Genomic DNA, 20,582 nt, shown 5'->3' with positions numbered 1-20,582 from the left:
AAGTGACTGGCACCGTAGTGGCATCACCGGGTGAAGGGCAGAGTTTTGAAATTCAGGCAACCGCTATCAAAGTGGTCGGTTGGGTTGATGATCCCGATACTTATCCAATGGCGGCAAAACGTCACAGCATCGAATACTTGCGCGAAGTCGCTCACTTGCGTCCGCGCACTAACCTGATTGGTGCAGTGGCTCGTGTTCGCCATACTTTGGCACAAGCTATTCACCGTTTCTTCGATGAGAACGGTTACTTTTGGGTTTCCACCCCGCTGATCACAGCATCTGATACTGAAGGTGCAGGTGAAATGTTCCGTGTATCGACATTGGATCTGGAAAACCTGCCGCGTACTGATAGCGGCGCGGTCGATTTCAGTGAAGATTTCTTCGGCAAAGAAGCTTTTCTGACGGTATCCGGTCAGCTTAACGGCGAAACTTACGCCTGCGCGTTATCCAAAGTTTACACATTCGGCCCAACTTTCCGTGCTGAGAACTCTAACACCAGCCGCCATTTGGCCGAGTTCTGGATGGTAGAGCCAGAAGTGGCCTTTGCATCATTAGATGATGTCGCCGGTTTAGCTGAGAAAATGTTGAAATACGTCTTCCAGGCGGTGTTGAACGAACGTGCAGATGACATGAAATTCTTTGCCGAACGTGTGGATAAAGATGCGGTTGATCGCTTGCAGCGCTTTGTCACCTCGGACTTTGCTCAGGTTGACTACACTGATGCTATTGAGATCTTGCTGGCATCAGGCCAGAAGTTTGAGAATGATGTCTCCTGGGGCATAGATTTGTCTTCTGAGCATGAGCGCTATTTAGCTGAGCAACACTTTAAAGCGCCAGTAGTGGTTAAAAACTATCCGAAAGATATCAAAGCATTCTATATGCGTATGAATGAAGATGGTAAAACCGTGGCAGCAATGGATGTTCTCGCACCGGGTATTGGCGAAATCATCGGTGGTTCACAACGTGAAGAGCGTTTAGATGTGCTGGATGCACGTTTGGCAGAAATGGGCCTCAATAAAGAAGATTATTGGTGGTATCGTGATCTGCGTCGCTATGGCACGGTGCCACATTCAGGCTTTGGCCTTGGATTTGAGCGGTTGATCTCATATGTAACAGGGGTTCAAAACGTTCGGGATGTTATTCCGTTCCCACGCACACCGAGAAATGCCAGTTTCTAAGTTCGTCATTTAGAAAAAAATTGTGATTTTGTATAAATAAAAGCCAGCCTTGCTGGCTTTTGTCATTTTTTAAAGTTCGATCTGAGTCACAAAGTTCCCTGATATTTACATTTAGTAACACATAGTTTCCCAATGAAACATATTCAGGTAATTGGTAGCATTTTCGGTCTGGATTATAACCCTCGCGAATGGAACACTGCGTTCAGACACAGACGACACCAAACTCTCAACAATAGTTCCAAAAAAATTATTGGCGGCAGTGGCAGGTGTCCGAATAACACCAATGAGGGTAATAATAATGATGAAGCGCAATATTCTTGCAGTAGTAATCCCAGCATTGTTAGTAGCTGGTGCAGCTAATGCAGCAGAAATCTACAACAAAGACGGCAACAAACTTGACCTGTACGGTAAAGTTGACGCGCGTCACCAGTTCTCTGACAACGCTAAACAAGACGGCGACGAATCTTATGTTCGTTTCGGCTTCAAAGGTGAAACCCAAATTACTGACCAACTGACCGGTTACGGCCAGTGGGAATATAACATTCAGGCTAACAACGCTGAAGCTCAAGAAGGCAAAGGCAACAAAACTCGTCTGGGCTTTGCTGGTCTGAAATTTGCTGAATTCGGTTCATTCGACTACGGCCGTAACTACGGCGTAATCTATGATGTCAACGCATGGACTGACATGCTGCCAGTGTTCGGTGGTGATTCAATCTCCAACTCTGACAACTACATGACTGGCCGTTCTACTGGCCTGGCTACTTACCGTAACACCAACTTCTTCGGTCTGGTTGATGGCCTGAACTTTGCCCTGCAATATCAAGGCAAAAACGAAAGTGGCCGTGATGGTCTGCTGACTACTCAGAACGGTGACGGTTTCGGTCTGTCTTCAACTTATGACATTGGTTATGGCGTGAACTTTGGTGCTGGTTTCTCTACTGCGAACCGTACCACCGCTCAGAAAAATGCTCACCTGACTAATGCTACATTCGCTGAAGGCGATAAAGCTCAGGCATGGAACGTTGGTGCTAAATACGACGCTAACAACGTATACTTGGCTGTAATGTATGCTGAAACTCAGAACATGACTCCATTTGGTGATGATTCTGTTGCTAACAAAACTCGTGACATTGAAATCACTGCACAGTACCAGTTCGACTTCGGTCTGCGCCCATCCCTGGGTTATGTTCAGTCCAAAGGTAAGGATCTGAACAACGCAACTGATGACAACCATGATCTGTTGAAATATGTTTCTGTTGGTACTTACTACTACTTCAACAAAAACATGTCTACCTATGTTGATTACAAAATCAACTTGCTGGATGAAGACAACTTCACCCGTGCAAACAGCCTGAACACCGACGACGTTGTAGGTGTTGGCTTGGTTTACCAGTTCTAAGTTAAACTTAACCCGGCAGTTTATCTGCTGATATAAGTTAAAAAAGACAGGGCCTCGGCTCTGTCTTTTTGTTTTTATCCTTGGCTAAAATAGGGATATTGCGCTGCCGAATACACTATTTTGCCGATTTTTCACCCCGAACCCCCTCGCCTCACAACATTCATTTCTTTTTATCGCAAACGGTTGGCAAAGACCGCAACTGGCGCTACCCTGATGGTTCTGTTTGCTTAACGCTAAGCCATGGAAGCCTCTGACATGTTTGAAAAAATCACTGCTGCACCTGCGGACCCTATTCTGGGCCTGACCGATATTTTCCGCGCGGATGACCGCCCTAATAAAATTAACCTGGGGATCGGTGTCTACAAAGACGAAACCGGGAAAACGCCGGTGCTGACCAGCGTCAAAAAAGCTGAGCAGTATTTGCTGGAAAATGAAGTCACCAAAAACTATCTGGGAATTGAAGGGCTGCCGGCTTTCGCCCATTGTACTCAGGAACTGCTGTTCGGTGCTAATAGCACGATTATTACTGATAAACGTGCGCGCACTGCTCAAACCCCTGGTGGTACGGGTGGCTTGCGTATCGCGGCTGATTTTATCGCCCATCAAACCAGTGCCAAACGTGTCTGGGTCAGTAATCCAAGCTGGCCGAATCATAAAAACATCTTCGCCGCAGCTGGGTTAGAAGTGGTTGAATATGCCTATTATGATGCCGCTAACCATGCACTAGACTTCGATGGGCTATTAAATAGCCTGTCAGAAGCCCAAGCAGGCGATGTCGTGTTGTTCCACGGCTGCTGCCATAACCCAACCGGGATTGACCCAACAGAAGCTCAGTGGAGCCAATTAGCTGAACTGTCAGTGGCTAAAGGTTGGCTGCCACTGTTTGACTTCGCTTATCAAGGTTTTGCCAAAGGTTTGGAAGAAGATGCTCAAGGCCTGCGTATTTTTGCCGCACAGCATCAAGAACTAATTGTTTGCAGCTCTTACTCCAAAAACTTCGGTCTGTACAATGAACGTGTTGGCGCTTGTACCGTTGTTGCTGCAAGCAGTGAAGTGGCTGATATCGCCTTTAGCCAGGTTAAAGCCGTTATCCGTGCTAACTATTCCAACCCTCCTGCTCACGGTGCGTCAGTGGTTGCGACCATACTGAGTGACAAAGCGCTGCGGGCAATTTGGGAGCAAGAACTGACTGATATGCGTCAGCGCATTCATCGTATGCGTCAATTGTTTGTTAACACCTTGCAAGAAAAAGGTGCTAAGCAAGATTTCAGCTTTATCATTAACCAGAATGGCATGTTCTCGTTCAGCGGCCTGACCAAAGAGCAAGTGCTACGTTTGCGCAATGAGTTCGCGGTTTATGCAGTGAATTCTGGCCGTGTTAACGTGGCCGGTATGACGCCAGATAATATGGCGCCATTGTGTGAAGCCATTGTTGCTGTGCTCTAATTAAGTCACTGTGATTAATCTGTAAAAAGGGTGCCCCAAGCACCCTTTTTATATCTATCAGGCCAAAAAATTTAATGAAATAAATATTTGGCAAATTCGTTCATTGGCATAGGTCGACCATACATATAACCTTGCAGGTAATCCACATTGTGGGCCTGTAAATAACGCATTTGAGTCTCGTTTTCGACACCCTCGGCAATAGTTTGCAGCCCCAACCGAGTCGCCAGATCAATCACATTTCCCACAATGTGGCTCGACAAAGCATCTGAACCAATCATGCCGACAAAACTTTGGTCAATCTTGAGAAAATCAACTTTAAACTTCTGCAAATAAGTCAGACTCGAATGACCTGTGCCAAAGTCGTCAATAGCAATAAAAACACCTAACGCATGAAGCTCAGCAAATAATTTATCTGTAGTCGCATCGGCAACAATTAATTTCCGTTCAGTTAATTCCAGCGTGATATTTATTTTATTACCACCGAAGGCCTGGATAAAATTACGACAGTCATCAACCAGACTGAGATCACGGCAATGATTGGCACTGATATTAAAACCGAAGTGGAAACCTTCAGGTAATTGATTTACGTAAGGTGCAAATTTGGCACTGACTTGTTGCATAATAGCACGAGTCATCGGCACGATAAGTTCACTGTCCTCAGCCATCGGAATAAATTGATTCGGTTGAATTAGCCCCTGCCCCGGGTGTTGCCAGCGCATTAAGACTTCACAACCAACCCAGCATTGCTCTTTACCACTAACAATCGGTTGTAGGTAAGGAATAAATTCGTTATTTTCTAACGCGTGTTTTAATACCTGGGTAGGTGATGCCGCCCTACCAGATAACCAGAAGACAAGTGCAGCTGACCCAACACTCATTAGTATGAAGAAAATTAAGCTGCCACGGGCATATTGCCAAGCGTAAGCCAAATATTGTTGATTAGACAGTGTGGTGCTTAATGCATAAGCATACTTTTCTGAAGATAAATATAGCGGCTCCCCTCCATTCGGCGGATTACCAGAATGTACAATTCCAGCCGCATCCATCCATTTATCGCCAACTCTCAGTTGTAACTCTATATCGCTACTCAATAAATTAAGAATGCTACGCAGATAATAACCATCAACTGCAACCAGAATGCCGTAATTACCTCTCGCTTGGCGGTAAACCATCAAAGCGCGATCAGGTGTCACATCATTGCCTTGCATTAATTCTAATTGCCCACCAACGAATACATCTAAATCGAAAGGGGTAGAAAGTGGGCCATATATTGAGGAACAATAAATGTTACTGCCTTTGGTTAAAGAGACAGAGCGAACATCAGGAATCAACACCACCTGATCGCGTAAATTCTGTACCACTTGCAAGCAAGGTTTTCCAAGCCCCGTTTCTACCTGGATAGCCGCATGCTGCAAATTATTAAATATCTGGTCGAAGCGCACCCTGGCCTGTAATAACTTAGCTTCGGCATTCTGATGCATATTGCTTTTTGTTTGCGTATAAATCACTACTGCGCCCAATAACAGAAACAGCAATAACACCATAGAAGAAAAAACTAGCCGGGACAGGAACTTATTCAGTCTGAAACGACGAAATGGCATAGTGGATTCCATTGAAAGACGCTCGTTAATACTACGAACTCAAACGGCAGAAAAATGACTGCCGAGTCAATATCAGTTATATCTTTCAGCCATGCTACGCCTTATGGATATCTCAGAGGTAATGCTTACTTGATGAACACCATAATTATCTTCATAGTTCGCATAAATAGCTGATTATGACTTCACAAAATGCTTTAACAGCTCATTAAATATAATATAAAAAAGGCACCGAATGGCGCCTTTCTTGTTATTCCATGCTGTCACTCTGCTAAGCGTTTATGACACTAAGCAGTTGCTGTTACCAAACAGCAGGTTCTTCGCGTATAAACGGATTAGTCTGCCGTTCATGCCCGAGCGTCGACATTGGGCCATGACCTGGAATAAATGTCATGTCATCCCCCAAAGGTAACAGTTTAGTTCGGATGGAATTAATCAGCTGCTGATGGTCACCACGCGGGAAATCACTGCGCCCAACCCCACCATTAAAAATAACATCCCCAACTAACGCCAAACGATCTTTTTGATCAATAAAGACGATATGCCCCGGCGTATGTCCTGGGCAATGTAAAACTGAGAGCTCGATTGTACCCACAGTAATTTTATCGCCCTCCTCCAGCCAACGCGTTGGCGTAAAGGCCTCACATTCGCTCAACCCGAACATTCTACTTTGAGCGGGTAGTCCTTCTAGCCAGAAGGTATCTTCTTTTTCTGGCCCATAAATCGGCACCTGAAAATGCGCAGCTAATTCAGCGGCAGCACCCACGTGATCCAGATGGCCGTGGGTCAATAAAATCTGGCTAATCTTAATATCGTGACGAGCAACTTCTGCAATGATCTTGGCAGCTTCACCACCTGGGTCAACAAGGGCGGCCTGCCCTGTTTCTTCACACCAGATAAGTGTGCAATTTTGGCTAAAGGCCGTCACTGGAATAATTTGATATTTCATAAAGCTCCAACCCCAGTGCCTTGGGTATAGATTCAAAGCACTGGCATAAAAATACGCGTTACCAGGATCGTGTTGGCCCAGTATCAATATGCACAAAGTTACTGCGAGGGTAATATCCTACACCACCAGCGCGCATTTTTAATGCTGCTTTACGGATATTACTCAATTGAATGCCTTCAATATGGAAATCCATCGCCCGGCCTTGTGTGTGGAAGCTGTGTTTGGCTACACCACGACTCCGTTCACGTAGCTCATTATTAGTATCAAGCGAGCGGTAACCTGAAATCAGCTGCACCGGTTTAGTTGTACCAAGAAGGCCTTGCAGACGGTATAGCTGATCGAAGAGACGAGGATCGATGGTTTTGACTTTATTGGCCCGATAATCGCGGAGTAAATGATTCAAACGGGAAAGTTCATCTTTGTTATAGCTTCTACCGTCAAAAAACTCGGCTTTTATGGACTCACCTGTATTCAGGTTATTCAGGGTCAAGATGCGTGGGCGAGGAGTAGAAAGGGTAGCAAATGCTTGCCCTGGGAGCAGCGACATCCCGAGTGCTACTCCGCCTAACGCTAGCCATTTACGGCGATAATTATCAATTTTATCCATGATCTCTGTTAATACCTGGCAAGAATGTCAAAAGTAAGCACTGCCCCTTATTACTTGAAGCCGCAACTGTATTGGCTGCAACCCAATTGCTTTGGGTATCTATGTGCCGTCCCGAACCATAACCGCCTACGGAAAACCAGTCAACCCGCATTCGGCACGCATTCACTGTGCGTTTAGTCCAGGTTTATAGGGCGCCCGCTGAGGAACGCCATAAGACAACCCGATATTGAGACCATTAGTTATTGAGTTTTACTGCATTTATTGCAGCAAAAGTTCGGCTTGATGGGAGATTTGTGAACCTGATCTCACCGTCATATCATAATTGTAAATATCTGTTCTAAACTGCGGTTTACCGTCATCAGCCACCCACGCCGTCAGATAATAGAGTTGTACCGGAACGCGTTGACGGATGTTGACATAAGTAGTATCGCCTTGTTTCAAGGTCGCGGATACCCGAGCATCATTCCAGCCAGCATCCTGCAACAGCATATTGGCTAAATCAGAGGCTTTATTCACCCGAACACAACCAGAGCTCAGCGCGCGGATATCTTTCTGGAACAAGCCATGGTTCGGCGTGTCATGCAGATAGATTGCATCCGAGCTTGGCATATTGAATTTGAACCGCCCCAAGGAGTTGCTGGCACCTGGTGCCTGGCGCAAGCGGTACGGGAAATTGTTCGGTGAAATCATGCTCCAGTCAATCATCGAAGGATCGACGACTTCGGCATCATTACTCCAACCGGACAAGACGGTATAGCCATGACGCTGGAAATAGCTGGAATCGTAACGTGCTTTCGGCACGATATCCTGACGCACCAGAGAAGTCGGCACGTTCCATGGCGGGTTTACCACTACATTATTCAGCGCACTACTCATTAATGGTGTTTTACGGCTTGGGCGACCCACAATCACACGGGATGAAAGCACCTGTGTGCCATTCTTATAATAATTCAGCGAATAGTTTGGAATGTTAACCATGATGCCGTTATCCACCCGCCCCGGCAAAATACGCAAACGCTGAATATTCAATGCTAACAATGTCGCCCTTGTCTGCGGAGAAACATTCAACCACTCGCGCGTCCGGGCTCCGATAACGCCATCATCACTCAGACCATGCCAGCGTTGAAAACGTTTGACTGCCTCCATTAGCTCTGACGTATAGACATTGTCGGTCACTGTCGCCGTCACAGGCGCAGAAGATGGAGCAACCACGCCACTGGTCACCGGCGTATCTGCAACAGGTGCTGCTGATGGACTAACCACCAAGCTGTGGGCCTGGGCACGGCTTTTCTCTTCATCGACAGAGAGGTCATCATTCACCACCGCCACCGCCGGATTATCAACCGGAATGACTTCCGGAGTTTGTACCGGTGCTGACACAACCGGATGCAACATGCCGGTTCTGTCGAGAATCTCCCGTAAAGCAGGTATATCGTCGCTTAGCTGACCTGGGCGTAAACTCGGTCCATTGGCCATTTGTGGCCACGGGCGGCGGTCGGCTAGCATCTCTTTCAGCGCCTGATGCATTTTTTCATATTGAGGATGCTGCGGTGCCAGGGACGCCAGATATGGAGCAGTAGTACCCTCATGCACCGCCTGCTGCCAACGATTTAAAATCGTTGCAGGTGGCATCGCCATCTTGTACGGCACATTGCTGTACAACCAGATACTGCCATTCGCGCCAACACCTGAGATAAAGTGCAAATAGCCCAGCATCGCGTCGGACAAAATAACGTCGCGCGCCAAACCGGTAATGGCCGGATCACTCAGCCATTTCACCCATTGCATAAATTGTGGTTGGATACCGGAGAGTGCTAATTCCGCTAATTGTTGCTGGAAATGCTGAACAGCGGCCCGGTCTTGCCACATTGGCTGCATATGGTTTGCAGCATAAAGCACAGCCAATTCAGAAGAATAGAACGGCGTAACATTTTTCGGTAATACCGCCAATAATTGGGAACGGCTTTGTGCCACCGACATGCTTTGCGATGCAGGTGAGCGCGCCGACGATAAATCTACAGGCATGATAGGTGCTGTGGCCGATGCGGTAAATGTAGGCATCAGGCTACAAATTAAAGCGCAATATAACGCGAATGCGCGTTGCGGATTTCTTTTCTCTACCGACATTCTATGCCCCCGGTATGCTTATCTAAGTACGTCATAGTTTGTCGTAACCCTTCTTCCTTGAAGTCGCAGCATGTTAGCGGCTCAGCACGATTCTTTCGTTAACTGCAACACCACTTTCGTTGGGTATTAATATTATTATACAAACAGAAATACCACTAAGTAGCCAATAATATAAATTTAACCATTTATGTACGCTAACAGATTTCCCTTGCTTATAAAATATAACCCTCAGATGTGGCAACAAATAAAAATGGCCGCTAGGCGGCCATTTACGAGAATTAATTATTATTACGTTCTTATTGAACAATAATTAACCATTAGGTCATTGCTCAACGGGTATCGATGGCAATGTTGGTATTTCATTTGCAAAACCGCGCAAGCCAACCACGTGTACATGTTCATGGTTTTGGAAGACTTTTCGTACCAGCTTATAGGTAGTCCCTTTTTCTGGGCTGATATTTTCTGGCGCAGCAATAATTAATTGCATTTCTAACCGCTCACACAATTCAAATAATGTCGCGATAGATTTTGCATCCAAGCGCGCAGCTTCATCGAGGAACAGTAAGCGGCACGGCGAAATATCTTTACCGCGTAAACGGCGCGATTCTTCTTCCCAACTCTGTACCACCATCACCAGAATAGACATACCGGTACCGATAGCCTCACCGGTAGACAGTGCGCCACTCTCGGCACGTAGCCAGCCATCAGCACCACGGTTAACTTCAACTTCCAGCTCTAAATAGTTACGGTAATCAAGTAACTCTTCACCGATGGTTTGCGGTAAGCGCTGGCCCATATCCATTTGTGGGTTCAGGCGCTGATACAGTTTTGCCAGTGCTTCAGAGAAGGTCAGACGGTTACTGTTGAACAAGTCCTGATGTTGCTCTTGTTGTTCAGACAGCACATCCAGCAAGGTCGCATGAGCTTCGCGCACATTCACATTCAGCCGCACACTCTTAACCTGGCCGAATGATACCGCTTGCAAGCCCTGGTTCAGCATGCGAATCCGGTTCTGCTCGCGCTGAATGGTTTTACGAATGATATTCGACACACTTTTCGAGCTGATGGCCAGTTTCTGTTCGCGGGCGGTCAATTCTTCGGTCAAACGGCCCAGTTCAATCTCCATTTGCTCAATGGCTTCGACTGGGTCATCAGTGCGGATAATATCCTGACGGATACGCTCACGCAGATGCTGATACACCGCAATATAGAACTGGATTTTGCGCTCAGGCCGTTTGGGATCTTCAGACATACGCAGCACATCGCGCAAATGCTCATTATCCGCTACCGCCAGACGCAATGCCCCCAGCGCCTTATCCGACATAGAACGCAGCTCATCACCATCCATATAGGCCAGCTCTCGCCGATGTAAACGGCGCTCAACACCATTATCTTTCACCATGCGCATCACCGCACACCAACCCGCTTTCGCATTAACTACCTGCTCGCGAATCTGATGATAATCCCGCTCCAGTTTGCGCAGTTTCTTCTGCAAACTGTCCATCTCGGCTTCACAGAAGGTCAGTTGTTTTTCCAACTGATTACGGCGCGAACGGTTAGCGCTTAGTGCGGCATGCAGTTCATCACGACGGGTACGGGCGCGGGCTTCAGCATCGGCATCGGCCTGAACGCCAATATCCACCAGCTCCTGACTCAACTCCTTGAGCATGTCACGTTTGGCATCATATGAACTTTTCAATGACGCCAGCACTTGATTGTATTGGGTAAACTGCGCCTGATATTGACGTAACTGCTCACGGGCGCGAGTACGCTCCGCTTCTGCCTGTTCCAGGCGCTGACGCAGTTTATCATTGAGATCAGAGTTTTCGGTCAACATCCCCGCAGAATCGGTATAACCAAAGTGCGCGCGGCGCTGCACCACTTCAACTAAAGCAAATGCTTGTTGCTTGGCCTGACGCTGACTGTTTTGCGCCTGCGCATAGTTCTCTTTTAACTGCTCGTGTTGCTGCGGATCGCTTTGCAATACCGCCAACAGCGGTTCAAGTTTAGTCAGGGACGCACCGTGTTTCTGAATATGGCGTACCGCTTCTTGTGCTTCTGTCAGCTCTTCCGTAATTTCTTCAACACGGTCAGCCAGAGTATCGTCAAGCAGCAATGAAACTAGCGGGATCAAACGATTAAGGGCTGAAATGCCCTCTTTGGCTTGTTCGAATTGCTGACGTTGTTGCTGATTTCTTTCTTCATGCGCGTTCAGAGCGCGTTCGATTTCGCCACGGCGGGTATTCAGCAGCCGAATCTCTGCTTCCGGATCTGAGTCGAATGCCACCCCCAGATGAGAACCAATAAACCGGCTGAATGCCTGATGCAACCGTTGCGTTTTTTGCACATCAAATGACAGCGTCGCATAGCGCTCTGCCAGGCTATCACGTTCTTGATACAGCGCTTCTAGCCGATTTTCACGAGCCGCACGGCCAAACAATGGCACTTCGGGATAGCGGGAGTAACGCCATTGGCGATCGGCAATTTTCACCACTACCGCTTTTTCAAGCTCTTCGACAGCAAAGACACTGTCATCAAATGACTGCGGGTCCCCTTCGATGAGATACAAATCTTCCGGGCAGTCTTCCAGCCCTGCCAATTGATCGCGCACCAATGACAAATCAGGCACCACAATACCGTGGCGAGACGGGCCATACAGCGCAGAGAAGTATGGCGCATCATCAAGAGTCACATCGTCGTAAATCTCGGATAACAGCACGCCACCAAAACGCTCGGCCAACGCAATCATCCGTGAATCTTCAGCACCACTTGGCTGGCTCAAGCGCTCAATTTGAGCATCAATAGCCCGTTTAGTTGCCGCCACTTCGTCACGCTCGACGGTAGTTTCGCGCTCGCGCTCCAGCAACTGCTGCATATATTCCGTCACTTGACGGCTGTCTTCCAGCGCTTCACCGCTCTGCTCACTCAGTTGGCTCAGGGCATCTTGTGCCGCCAGCCAAACCGGAGCCCGCGCCGTCAATTCCTGAATTTTGAGCTTAATTTGCTCGAGTTCCTGACGCATTTCCATGCGCCGCTCACCGGCATCACTGACATTGAGAGAAAGCTCTTCAACCGTTGATTCCAACTCACGTTGCAGCTCTTCCAGCTCTTCCGGTTGATAGGCTTGCCCCTGACGTTTACAGAACTCTTGCAACAAGCGCTCGGCATCTTGCTGCGCGCGTAAACGCTGCTCCAGCTCGGACAAACGCATACGCAATGGCTGAACGCGTTCGGCCAAATGTTGCTGCGACGGCCAATCACGCAATAATTCGCGGGCAGTTTGCCAGGCCTCGCTGCGACTAACCTGACCGGCGATGCTCACCACTAACTGATAGGCTTGCTCAAATTGACTGTGTGCGGCGTCAGCGACACTCAGCTTTTGCTCAAGTTGCAATAGCGCCTCGGTGGCTTCCTGCTCTTTGGCCTGGAAAGTTTCCAGCCAATCTTCAGCGTTATCCGCCGTTAATTCAGGTAACTGGCACAGCGCACGGGCACGTTCCAATGCTTGTAATGCCTGTTGATACTGAATGGCACGGGTCTGCTGAACATCCAGCGCTTGCTGATAATCAGCCAACTGGCTTTTCAGTTCATCCACTTCCAACTCAGCGGCTTCGGCACGAGCTTCGTTATCAGCCTGCTGTTCGCTGGCCTCAGCGACAACTTCATTTTGCTCTTCCAACCGGTAAGTCAGCTCTTCCAAATCACTTTGGTAGCGCTCGATTTTTTCTTGCTGGCGCATCGCGGTTTGCACCAGGCTCAAGTGGTCGCTGGCGGCCTGATAATCAGTTTCGAGATCAGACTCAGCCCCACTTTGCTCAGCCAGCTCACGAGACATCTCGACATGGCGATACTGCTCGGTCACCAGTTGTTTGCGGCTGGCCAGCAACTCACGACGCAATACCAAAGCGCCGTCAAGATGAATGCGCCGCTCATTGGCATGGCGCATATAGTCAGCGGCAACGTAGGAGGTCGCTTCGGAAATCAGATGCTTAAACAGGTCACGGTCGGACTGGGTAACACGTATAGCCTCAAGGGTCATACGGTTTTCGCGTAACGCCGCTTCCATATCCTGGAAAGCTTTACGTACCCCGCTGTTTTCTGGCAATAAATAATCACGCAGCGAGCGAGTAATCGCGCTGGAAATACCGCCGTACAATGAGGCTTCAATCAAACGATAGAATTTGCTGCGGTCAGCAGAAGAGCGCAGACGTTTGGGAATCACACCCAAATCAAACATCAATGAGTGGTAATCGGTGATGGAGTTAAATTGCTTAAACTGCACCCCTTCCATTGCTTCAACACTTTCTTTCAACTCTTGCAATGACAACACGCGCGCCTGGCGCTCACCGACAACTTCAGTGAGGATCTGTGTTGGTTGAATCGCCGTCGGAAGGCCTTGAATAGTGAACGGCTTGATATCAACTTTGCGGTCACGCCCTGCGACTTGTTGCAGGCGTACCCCTACAATCACCCGCTGATGGCGGGAGTTGACCACATCTAACGTGGAGTAACACACGCCAGCGCGCAATTTACCGTGCAAACCTTTATCACGAGAGCCGCTGGTAGCACCCGCTTCGGTGGTGTTACGAAAGTGCAGCAAGGTCAAGTCTGGGATCAATGCAGTGACGAAAGCCGCCATAGTGGTGGATTTACCCGCACCATTCCCCCCTGATAAGGTGGTGACCAGTTCATCAAGATCGAAGGTTCGGGCGAAGAAACCATTCCAGTTAACCAAGGTCAGTGAGCGAAATTTACCGCGTTCAATCATTCCTGTTCATCCTCTGCACTGTCCGTTGCATTTCTCATGGTGATGTCGCTGTCATCGCTTTCATCATGGAGTGACAGACTGTTCTCTACTGCCATAGCTTCGCCATCGCGGATCATACGCAACTGAGCTTCACGTGGGTCATCGCCACTGCGCACATCAGCACCGAAACGGAATACCGCCTCAGTGATACGGAACTTGCTGCTGTCATTGCCCATAAAGTAAATCATGCCCAAACGGCGCAGTCGGTTGAGCGAGGTGCGTACTTTTTCCTGCAACTTCTGCTTATCTAAATCCGAGCCGGTTGAGCGCTGGTTAACGAACTTCAGCAATTTGCTCTCATCGGCCAGGCTCAGCAGCTCTTCGTACAACTCGTGTTGGGCGAAAATACCTTCATGAGCCAGACGTTCCGGGCTGAGATACAGATAACAAAGAATTTTGCCCACCATCATATCCAGCTCAGATAACACTGAGCGCGGGATAAGAGTGGTAGAACGTGGCCGCAGATAGAAGAAACCTTCCGGTGCGCGAATTAACTCCACGTTATAGCGGGTATAGAACTCTTCCAGTTGCTCCTGAAAATCCATCAGGAAAGCATGATTATCCAGCTCATCAATCCCGATATGACGGCCAGCACGCAACTGGCTATCCAGTGCTGGAAACAATGAGTTGGCCAATGCCTGAGCCAGCTTAACCGGCATTACTACTTCAATATTTGTTGATGACATGTGCCTGCACCTTGGCTCCGTAATCATTGATTGCCAGCCATTCAGCTGGTAACCCTGAGAAATCGGCTTCGGCCACACCAAGGCGAACTGCCTGGTCGACCAGGATACGAGCCACGTCAAAATGACGAGCACGCGGATATTGCGCGAGATAATCGCGCATAACTTCCCCCAGATTGAGCGGCAGTTTTTGCTGTTGATACACCAGCAGTGCCTGTTCAATCATGGCGGCCAACTGCTCACGGATGGCATTAAATTCTTCAAATTCCAGATCCGGTGGCAGTTCCCCAGTGACCTCTTCATTACGCAGCGACAACTCTTCATCGCGCATATCCAGCAAGCGATCTGCATTGGCGTAGGTTAAGGCCCAAGGGCTATCAAAATAATTTTGCACTGACTGGCGTAAGCGCTGAGCGAATACCCGGTTTTTATCCATATCAATCGCAGTACGGATAAACTTATGCACATGACGGTCATAGCCAATCCACAGATCAATCGCCTGCTGGCCCCAACTGATAATACGGTCAAGTTTACTCTGTAAATCAAAGACTAACTTATCAACCAGATCCAAGCCCGCATTACCGATAGTCGCTTCTTGAATACGCAATAAATTCGCCTGAAGCTTATCACCTGCCGCTTCCAGCGTATCTTGCAACTCACGCAGTGTGCCGGAGGTTTCTGACAGAAGCATTTCACAGCTGGCGATGGCGGCACGCCAATCTTGATTCAGCAGCGCCGCAATATCTTCTTTGACGCTATGCTGCTGCTCATCCATCAAGCGCTGTGTCATATCGATGCTGTCAAAGATTTCAGCAACTGAATATTTAAGTGGGGCAAAGACGTTACGATGCCAGTGGAATTCGTCACCGCCCTCTTCTGCTGCTTCTGCTGCTCGTTGCAGCTCTTGTGCCACAATCGATAACTGCATCGACAACCGCAGAGTGGAAAACTCACGTTGGCGGATATAGTAATCGGTGATACCAATGCCCAATGGGGTCAGGCGATAAATAGCATTGCCATCAGCCATTTCGCTGGTAAAGCGGTTAAGCAAACGCTGGCGCACCATATCATTGATGGCGTTATTAGCGCGCACTGCCACGGTTTCTGTGGTCTGTTCAAAACCTTTGCTGACGTGACGAAATGCATCAACCAACTCGCCTTCGCTCATTTCACCGTCCAGCCGCTCACCGTTTAAGGTAGCAATAGCCATAAGAAAGGCCAGACGCTCTGTTGGCAGAGTAATCGAAAAATCATTTTTCCGCGCCCAGGCGACCAGTTCGGGTACTGTCTGGGAAAATTCACTCATAATGGGTCCTTCAGATTCGGCTTAAACGCCATGACATGCACGTAGCGCCCCAAACTGATAAAGGGCTCCTGCCGGCAATAGCGCTGTTCCAACGCCAATAATTCAGCAAACTCATCAACTTGTTGCTGTTTATTTTTCATGTAATCGTGAAACACCCGCACTCCCGTCTTACCGCTAATGGATAAACCCATTTGCTCAAGCCAACCATATACCGTCGGGGGATCTAAAGGGTATTGCGGCGACAACGAGCGCTGCCGACGTCTTTTAACGCCCGGTATCGCCAATTGAAAGTTTCCTAATACCGCATTACGCATCACCAACCCATTGGCATTGAAAAACATCAACGATAGCGCGCCACCTGGGTTTAGCGCATCAAAAAGCACTTGCAGAACTTGTTGTTGCTCTGCAACCCATTCTAAAACCGCATGGAACAATATCAGATCAACGGGCTGTGCTAAATGTTGGGTGATGTCCTGAGCCGCACTTTGTACAAATTGCATGTTGTGGCTCACACCTTTTTCTTCAGCCGCAACTTTTGCACGCTGGATCATCTCGGCAGACAGGTCACATAATAGAACCTGATGGCCCAATGCCGCCAATTGGCAAGCCATATGCCCTTCACCACCACCTGCATCTAAAATCCGTAACGGGCGTTGCGGTAACTGCGCTAACAGCCCGGTGATATCCTGCCACACCACCGCCTGACGGATCATTCCCTTCGTCGTACCGTAGATATTGCGCGAGAACTTCTCGGCAATATCATCGAAATTGCGATCCTGCATGGACACTTGCTCCGCTATCACTATTGATTTGCCGCCCTTGCTTGATAGAAACTCGCAAATCAATGGCTACAGCAAAAAGAATGACTACCAACCTGCTATTTTGGCACAGCCTGACTTAGAATAAATCTTCTTGACCCGTAATCATCGCCAAATGCCGTTTTTTCAGCCAAAAGGTCCCCGTTTTTATGCTTTTTACCCTAAAAAAGTTTGTTGGCGGCTTATTAATGCCATTGCCCTTTCTGCTTATCGTTATGGGGCTGGCGTTAATCCTATTGTGGTTTACCCGCTGGCAAAAAAGCGGCAAAACGCTTTTTACACTAAGTTGGCTGGCATTATTGCTTATTAGCCTGCAACCGGTCGCCGATCGCCTATTATTGCCGCTGGAAAAACAATACGCCACCTATCAGGGAAATGACCAAGTAGATTACATTGTTGTCCTCGGTGGCGGCTACACGTTTAATCCGAATTGGGCGCCAAGTGCTAATTTATTCGCAAATAGTTTGCCGAGGGTAACGGAGGGGATCCGGCTATATCGTGCCCATCCCAACGCCAAAATGGTATTTACTGGCAGTGCCGGGCCGAACAGCCAAAGCAGTGCGAAAACGGCGGCACAGGTAGCGGAAAGTTTAGGGGTTCCAGCGGAAGATATTATTGCCTTGGAGCAGCCCAAAGATACGGTTGAAGAAGCGGCAGCAGTGGCAACCTTGGTGGGTGATAAACCTTTTTTGTTGGTGACGTCGGCCAGCCATTTACCTCGAGCAATTAAATTTTTCACCACCAAGGGGCTGCATCCTATTCCTGCCCCAGCCAATCAGTTAGCCATTACTACCCCATTACATAGCTGGGAGCGCACTATTCCGGCAGCCGCCTATTTAGGCCATTCCGAGCGCGCCTGGTATGAAACATTAGGGCTACTGTGGCAAAAGTTAACCGGCAACAAAAATGATGAATAAAGCTATTCTAACCAGGGTAAAAGTTGCTGAGCGGCATTATCAAATAAAGCGCGATCCAGATTACCGGTATGAATAAAACGGGAAACCAGTTCCCAAAGAGTATAAAGCCAGCGGCGCGCCACAAAAGATTCAGAAACCGGCGCTTTGCTAAGGTAGCGATAAAATAGCTGGCTTGGCATCCCCTCTTCACTGAGGCGGAATAAATCATACTCACGCGGTGCCCATAGCATTGGGCCGGGATTGAGCATCGCCAACAGTTGGTCACTGCGGGGATCTTTGAGCATACTGCGCAAAGTCAAATTGCCGTGAACCAGTACCGAACTGTCGTCAAAACCGGCGAAAAGTCTATTTAGTGATGCCCGAGCACGATAAAGCACCGCCCGATCGTCCAAAGTCATTAGCGGTGAATTCATATTAGACAGCGTGGCCCACAGCACTTCAACTCGTTGCTGATACCAACTAAACCAATCATTCTCTTGTGTGCTGTCAACATTGCCGACACAGCCATGGCTATCAATCCGGTGCCAGGCTAATACTCCTTCAACTATCTGATCCATCAGCGCATTCCAACGCTCACCTGTCCGAGTGGGCGCCTCTACCGAAACGCCACGTAAGCGTTCCATCAGCAGAATTTCTTTATAAGGGGATTGATGGGTCATGACTAAACCGTACACTGTCGGCAAGCGAATATCACCTTCACGTGAGAGCATTGAAAGTTTATAGGCCTCTTGCTGCGCAATCCCCTGACAGACATAACTCTTTGCCAACAATGGGATAGCCTGCCCCTGCTGATTATACATCGCATACAAGTGGGCATATGGCTGCTCGCTGATGCGTTCAAGGCGGGTAATAGACTCCCCGAGCACGACACTTAACTCAGCTTTCAGTTGTTCCATAAGGCGTTGTCCGATTATCTGACGAAATAGATAATTCATAATGAGATGATGGGCTGAATATTTCCAGAATGCAGATCAAATAACATCCACAATAAAAATCAAACCAGCAGGATCGGAATAGAATGGGATAAAAAGACAGGAATAATAACGCCAGACCCTATAAGCCTGGCGTAGAAATCTGAACAATAATTATTTATTGAGCATAATGGCTCTAACTCTATCCAAATCTTCTTGAGTATCAACGCCAACTGCGGGTACTGCTTTTGCCACAGCAACGTGAATTTTTTCACCGTACCACAACACTCGCAATTGCTCTAACAGCTCGATTTGCTCAAGTTGACTCGGTGCCCAATTAACATAACGGCGCACAAAACCGGCGCGATAAGCATAAATGCCAATATGGCGTAAGAAACAATCACCGATTGTTTCTTTAGACTGCACAAAGCGCTCTCTTTCCCACGGAATAGTCGCGCGCGAGAAATACAGCGCATAGCCTTGTGCATCCATCACCACTTTCACGGCATTAGGGTTAAAGGCCTCTTCACTGCTTTCAATCGGCACAGCCAATGTTGCCATACCGGCACTGGAGGCTGCCAAATTCTCAGCAACCTGGCGAATGATCGCTGGTGGCACCAGTGGCTCATCCCCTTGCACATTGACGATAATTTGATCATCGGCAAAGCCATAACGCTCAATAACTTCCGCTAAGCGCTCGGTACCGGATTGATGATCGGCCCGGGTTAGGCACACTTCACCGCCCGCCGCTTCAACTGCCGTCACCACTTCCGGATGGTCTGTTGCCACAATCACCCGGGAAGCCCCTGACTCCTTCGCTCGCTCCATCACATGTACCACCATCGGTTTACCAGCGATATCCGCCAATGGCTTGCCGGGTAGACGGGTTGAAGCATAACGGGCGGGAATTATAGCAATGAAACTCATGCGTGTTTCTCATCAATTGACAGTGGGCGAGCTTCATTTTCTAACAATACCGGAATGCCATCACGCACCGGGTAAGCCAGATTGTCAGCTTTGCATACCAATTCAAGGTTTTCTTTATTGAAGTACAACTTACCGTTGCAGACAGGACAGGCAACGATTTCGAGTAAACGGTGGTCCATACAACCTCCAAAATGGAGTTTAGCCAGCAGGAAAGTGGTCGAGGATACCATATCCGCCGATGCAGGTTAACTGTGTCGATACCATCACGCACATCAGGTATTGATAACAAAGAGTTATGTTAATCAATCTCAAGATAAGTAAATACAACCCACGGTCGGGATAATAAATGTTGGTTTTGTTATTGATATGTTGAATTGCGAGGAGTAATATTTTGTGACTGACATCACACAATTATGTACATCGAGTAAGAAATGAAAGTATTCCATAAAATCATTGCGCTGTTTGCTAACTTCAGCAACTAAACCGCAAAAACAAATAGAAGCACCTGCAAAAAGGCCCGGCGACAGAAAAAACTGTCGAGCAGAGGCCAAAAAACTAACGGCTACCCTTGGGTAGCCGTTTCTTTAGAAGCGATTATTTCACCGCTTACTTAGAAAGCGATCACATCTGCTGCTGACGGCCCGTGAATACTACGATAAGTAGAGAATTCAACGTCCTGCCCTTCACTCAGTGATTTGTTTTTGGTGTTGGCAATGGCTGTCTTACTGACATACACATCCAAACTACCGTCGTGTGGTGAAATGAAGCCGTAGCCTTCGGATTGATTGAACCATTTCACGCGACCCATTTTTAACGTCATAATAAATTTCCTTTTACTGGGCATCCTAACAACTCATTTTTATTTATTGTTTAGATGCAGTTGCCCATCCTAAAGTTTTCTGATTAAAC

General features: G+C 48.0%; 17 protein-coding genes. 5 read left to right on the top strand and 12 right to left on the bottom strand.

What is annotated here, in order from left to right; all coding sequences use genetic code 11:
- The 3 genes from asnS to ACNSO8_RS13730 all read left to right on the top strand — a co-directional run.
- A partial coding sequence (gene asnS, locus ACNSO8_RS13740) for an asparagine--tRNA ligase (RefSeq protein WP_418394949.1) occupies positions 1 to 1,178 on the top strand: 1,178 nt, incomplete at its 5' end.
- Between the two features lie 301 nt (positions 1,179 to 1,479).
- On the top strand, positions 1,480 to 2,577 hold the full coding sequence (ompF, locus tag ACNSO8_RS13735) for a porin OmpF (protein ID WP_195765094.1): 1,098 nt from the start codon (positions 1,480 to 1,482) through the stop codon (positions 2,575 to 2,577).
- Positions 2,578 to 2,832: 255 nt separating this feature from the next.
- Entirely contained in the window at positions 2,833 to 4,023 is a 1,191-nt protein-coding gene (locus ACNSO8_RS13730) for an amino acid aminotransferase (RefSeq protein ID WP_046050714.1), read from the top strand.
- Between the two features lie 71 nt (positions 4,024 to 4,094).
- Here the strand turns inward: ACNSO8_RS13730 and ACNSO8_RS13725 are convergent, their stop codons facing one another.
- From ACNSO8_RS13725 to cmoM, 8 genes are all read right to left on the bottom strand, one after another.
- Positions 4,095 to 5,624 (bottom strand): EAL domain-containing protein, encoded by a 1,530-nt coding sequence (locus tag ACNSO8_RS13725; RefSeq protein WP_418394948.1) that lies wholly within the window; start codon positions 5,622 to 5,624, stop codon positions 4,095 to 4,097.
- Between the two features lie 298 nt (positions 5,625 to 5,922).
- Complete coding sequence (locus ACNSO8_RS13720) at positions 5,923 to 6,570, bottom strand: MBL fold metallo-hydrolase (protein ID WP_050335211.1); 648 nt, start codon at positions 6,568 to 6,570, stop codon at positions 5,923 to 5,925.
- A 58-nt stretch (positions 6,571 to 6,628) separates the two neighbouring features.
- A complete protein-coding gene (locus ACNSO8_RS13715) occupies positions 6,629 to 7,177 on the bottom strand; it encodes a YcbK family protein (RefSeq protein WP_019079865.1) in 549 nt (182 codons plus the stop codon).
- Positions 7,178 to 7,435: 258 nt separating this feature from the next.
- The gene (gene ldtD, locus ACNSO8_RS13710; protein ID WP_411928883.1) at positions 7,436 to 9,304 is read right to left on the bottom strand and encodes a L,D-transpeptidase; all 1,869 of its coding nucleotides are present in this window, start codon (positions 9,302 to 9,304) and stop codon (positions 7,436 to 7,438) included.
- Positions 9,305 to 9,626: 322 nt separating this feature from the next.
- The gene (mukB, locus tag ACNSO8_RS13705; RefSeq protein WP_050159813.1) at positions 9,627 to 14,072 is read right to left on the bottom strand and encodes a chromosome partition protein MukB; all 4,446 of its coding nucleotides are present in this window, start codon (positions 14,070 to 14,072) and stop codon (positions 9,627 to 9,629) included.
- A complete protein-coding gene (gene mukE / locus ACNSO8_RS13700; RefSeq protein WP_019079868.1) occupies positions 14,069 to 14,797 on the bottom strand; it encodes a chromosome partition protein MukE in 729 nt (242 codons plus the stop codon). Before mukE ends, mukB begins: the two co-directional genes overlap by 4 nt.
- On the bottom strand, positions 14,778 to 16,100 hold the full coding sequence (gene mukF, locus ACNSO8_RS13695) for a chromosome partition protein MukF (RefSeq protein WP_418394947.1): 1,323 nt from the start codon (positions 16,098 to 16,100) through the stop codon (positions 14,778 to 14,780). The genes mukE and mukF overlap by 20 nt, the downstream gene beginning before the upstream one ends.
- On the bottom strand, positions 16,097 to 16,882 hold the full coding sequence (gene cmoM / locus ACNSO8_RS13690) for a tRNA uridine 5-oxyacetic acid(34) methyltransferase CmoM (RefSeq protein ID WP_046050710.1): 786 nt from the start codon (positions 16,880 to 16,882) through the stop codon (positions 16,097 to 16,099). Before cmoM ends, mukF begins: the two co-directional genes overlap by 4 nt.
- Between cmoM and ACNSO8_RS13685 the strand changes: the two genes are divergently transcribed.
- Both ACNSO8_RS13685 and elyC read left to right on the top strand, forming a co-directional pair.
- Positions 16,881 to 17,006: a hypothetical protein gene (locus ACNSO8_RS13685; RefSeq protein ID WP_020424161.1), complete on the top strand. Its 126-nt coding sequence runs from the start codon at positions 16,881 to 16,883 to the stop codon at positions 17,004 to 17,006. The two genes, cmoM and ACNSO8_RS13685, sit on opposite strands and share 2 nt — an antisense overlap.
- 61 nt (positions 17,007 to 17,067) lie before the next feature.
- Positions 17,068 to 17,835 carry an envelope biogenesis factor ElyC gene (gene elyC / locus ACNSO8_RS13680; RefSeq protein ID WP_019083446.1) on the top strand — a complete coding sequence of 256 codons (768 nt, stop codon included), beginning with the start codon at positions 17,068 to 17,070 and terminating at the stop codon, positions 17,833 to 17,835.
- 2 nt (positions 17,836 to 17,837) lie between these two features.
- On the opposite strand, the gene ACNSO8_RS13675 is transcribed toward elyC, so the two are convergent.
- The 4 genes from ACNSO8_RS13675 to ACNSO8_RS13660 all read right to left on the bottom strand — a co-directional run bounded on the left by ACNSO8_RS13675 (position 17,838) and on the right by ACNSO8_RS13660 (position 20,493).
- Complete coding sequence (locus tag ACNSO8_RS13675) at positions 17,838 to 18,731, bottom strand: YcbJ family phosphotransferase (protein ID WP_263696211.1); 894 nt, start codon at positions 18,729 to 18,731, stop codon at positions 17,838 to 17,840.
- A 189-nt stretch (positions 18,732 to 18,920) separates the two neighbouring features.
- The gene (gene kdsB / locus ACNSO8_RS13670) at positions 18,921 to 19,673 is read right to left on the bottom strand and encodes a 3-deoxy-manno-octulosonate cytidylyltransferase (RefSeq protein ID WP_418394946.1); all 753 of its coding nucleotides are present in this window, start codon (positions 19,671 to 19,673) and stop codon (positions 18,921 to 18,923) included.
- Positions 19,670 to 19,852 (bottom strand): Trm112 family protein, encoded by a 183-nt coding sequence (locus tag ACNSO8_RS13665; protein WP_004700032.1) that lies wholly within the window; start codon positions 19,850 to 19,852, stop codon positions 19,670 to 19,672. Before ACNSO8_RS13665 ends, kdsB begins: the two co-directional genes overlap by 4 nt.
- Positions 19,853 to 20,283: 431 nt before the next feature.
- Entirely contained in the window at positions 20,284 to 20,493 is a 210-nt protein-coding gene (locus tag ACNSO8_RS13660) for a cold-shock protein (protein WP_005159937.1), read from the bottom strand.
- Between the last annotated feature and the right edge of the window lie 89 nt (positions 20,494 to 20,582).

This window comes from Yersinia sp. LJYL362 (assembly GCF_048323875.1).
The sequence above is the reverse complement of the archived record's forward strand: the minus strand, read 5'-3'. Positions and strand labels throughout refer to the sequence as shown.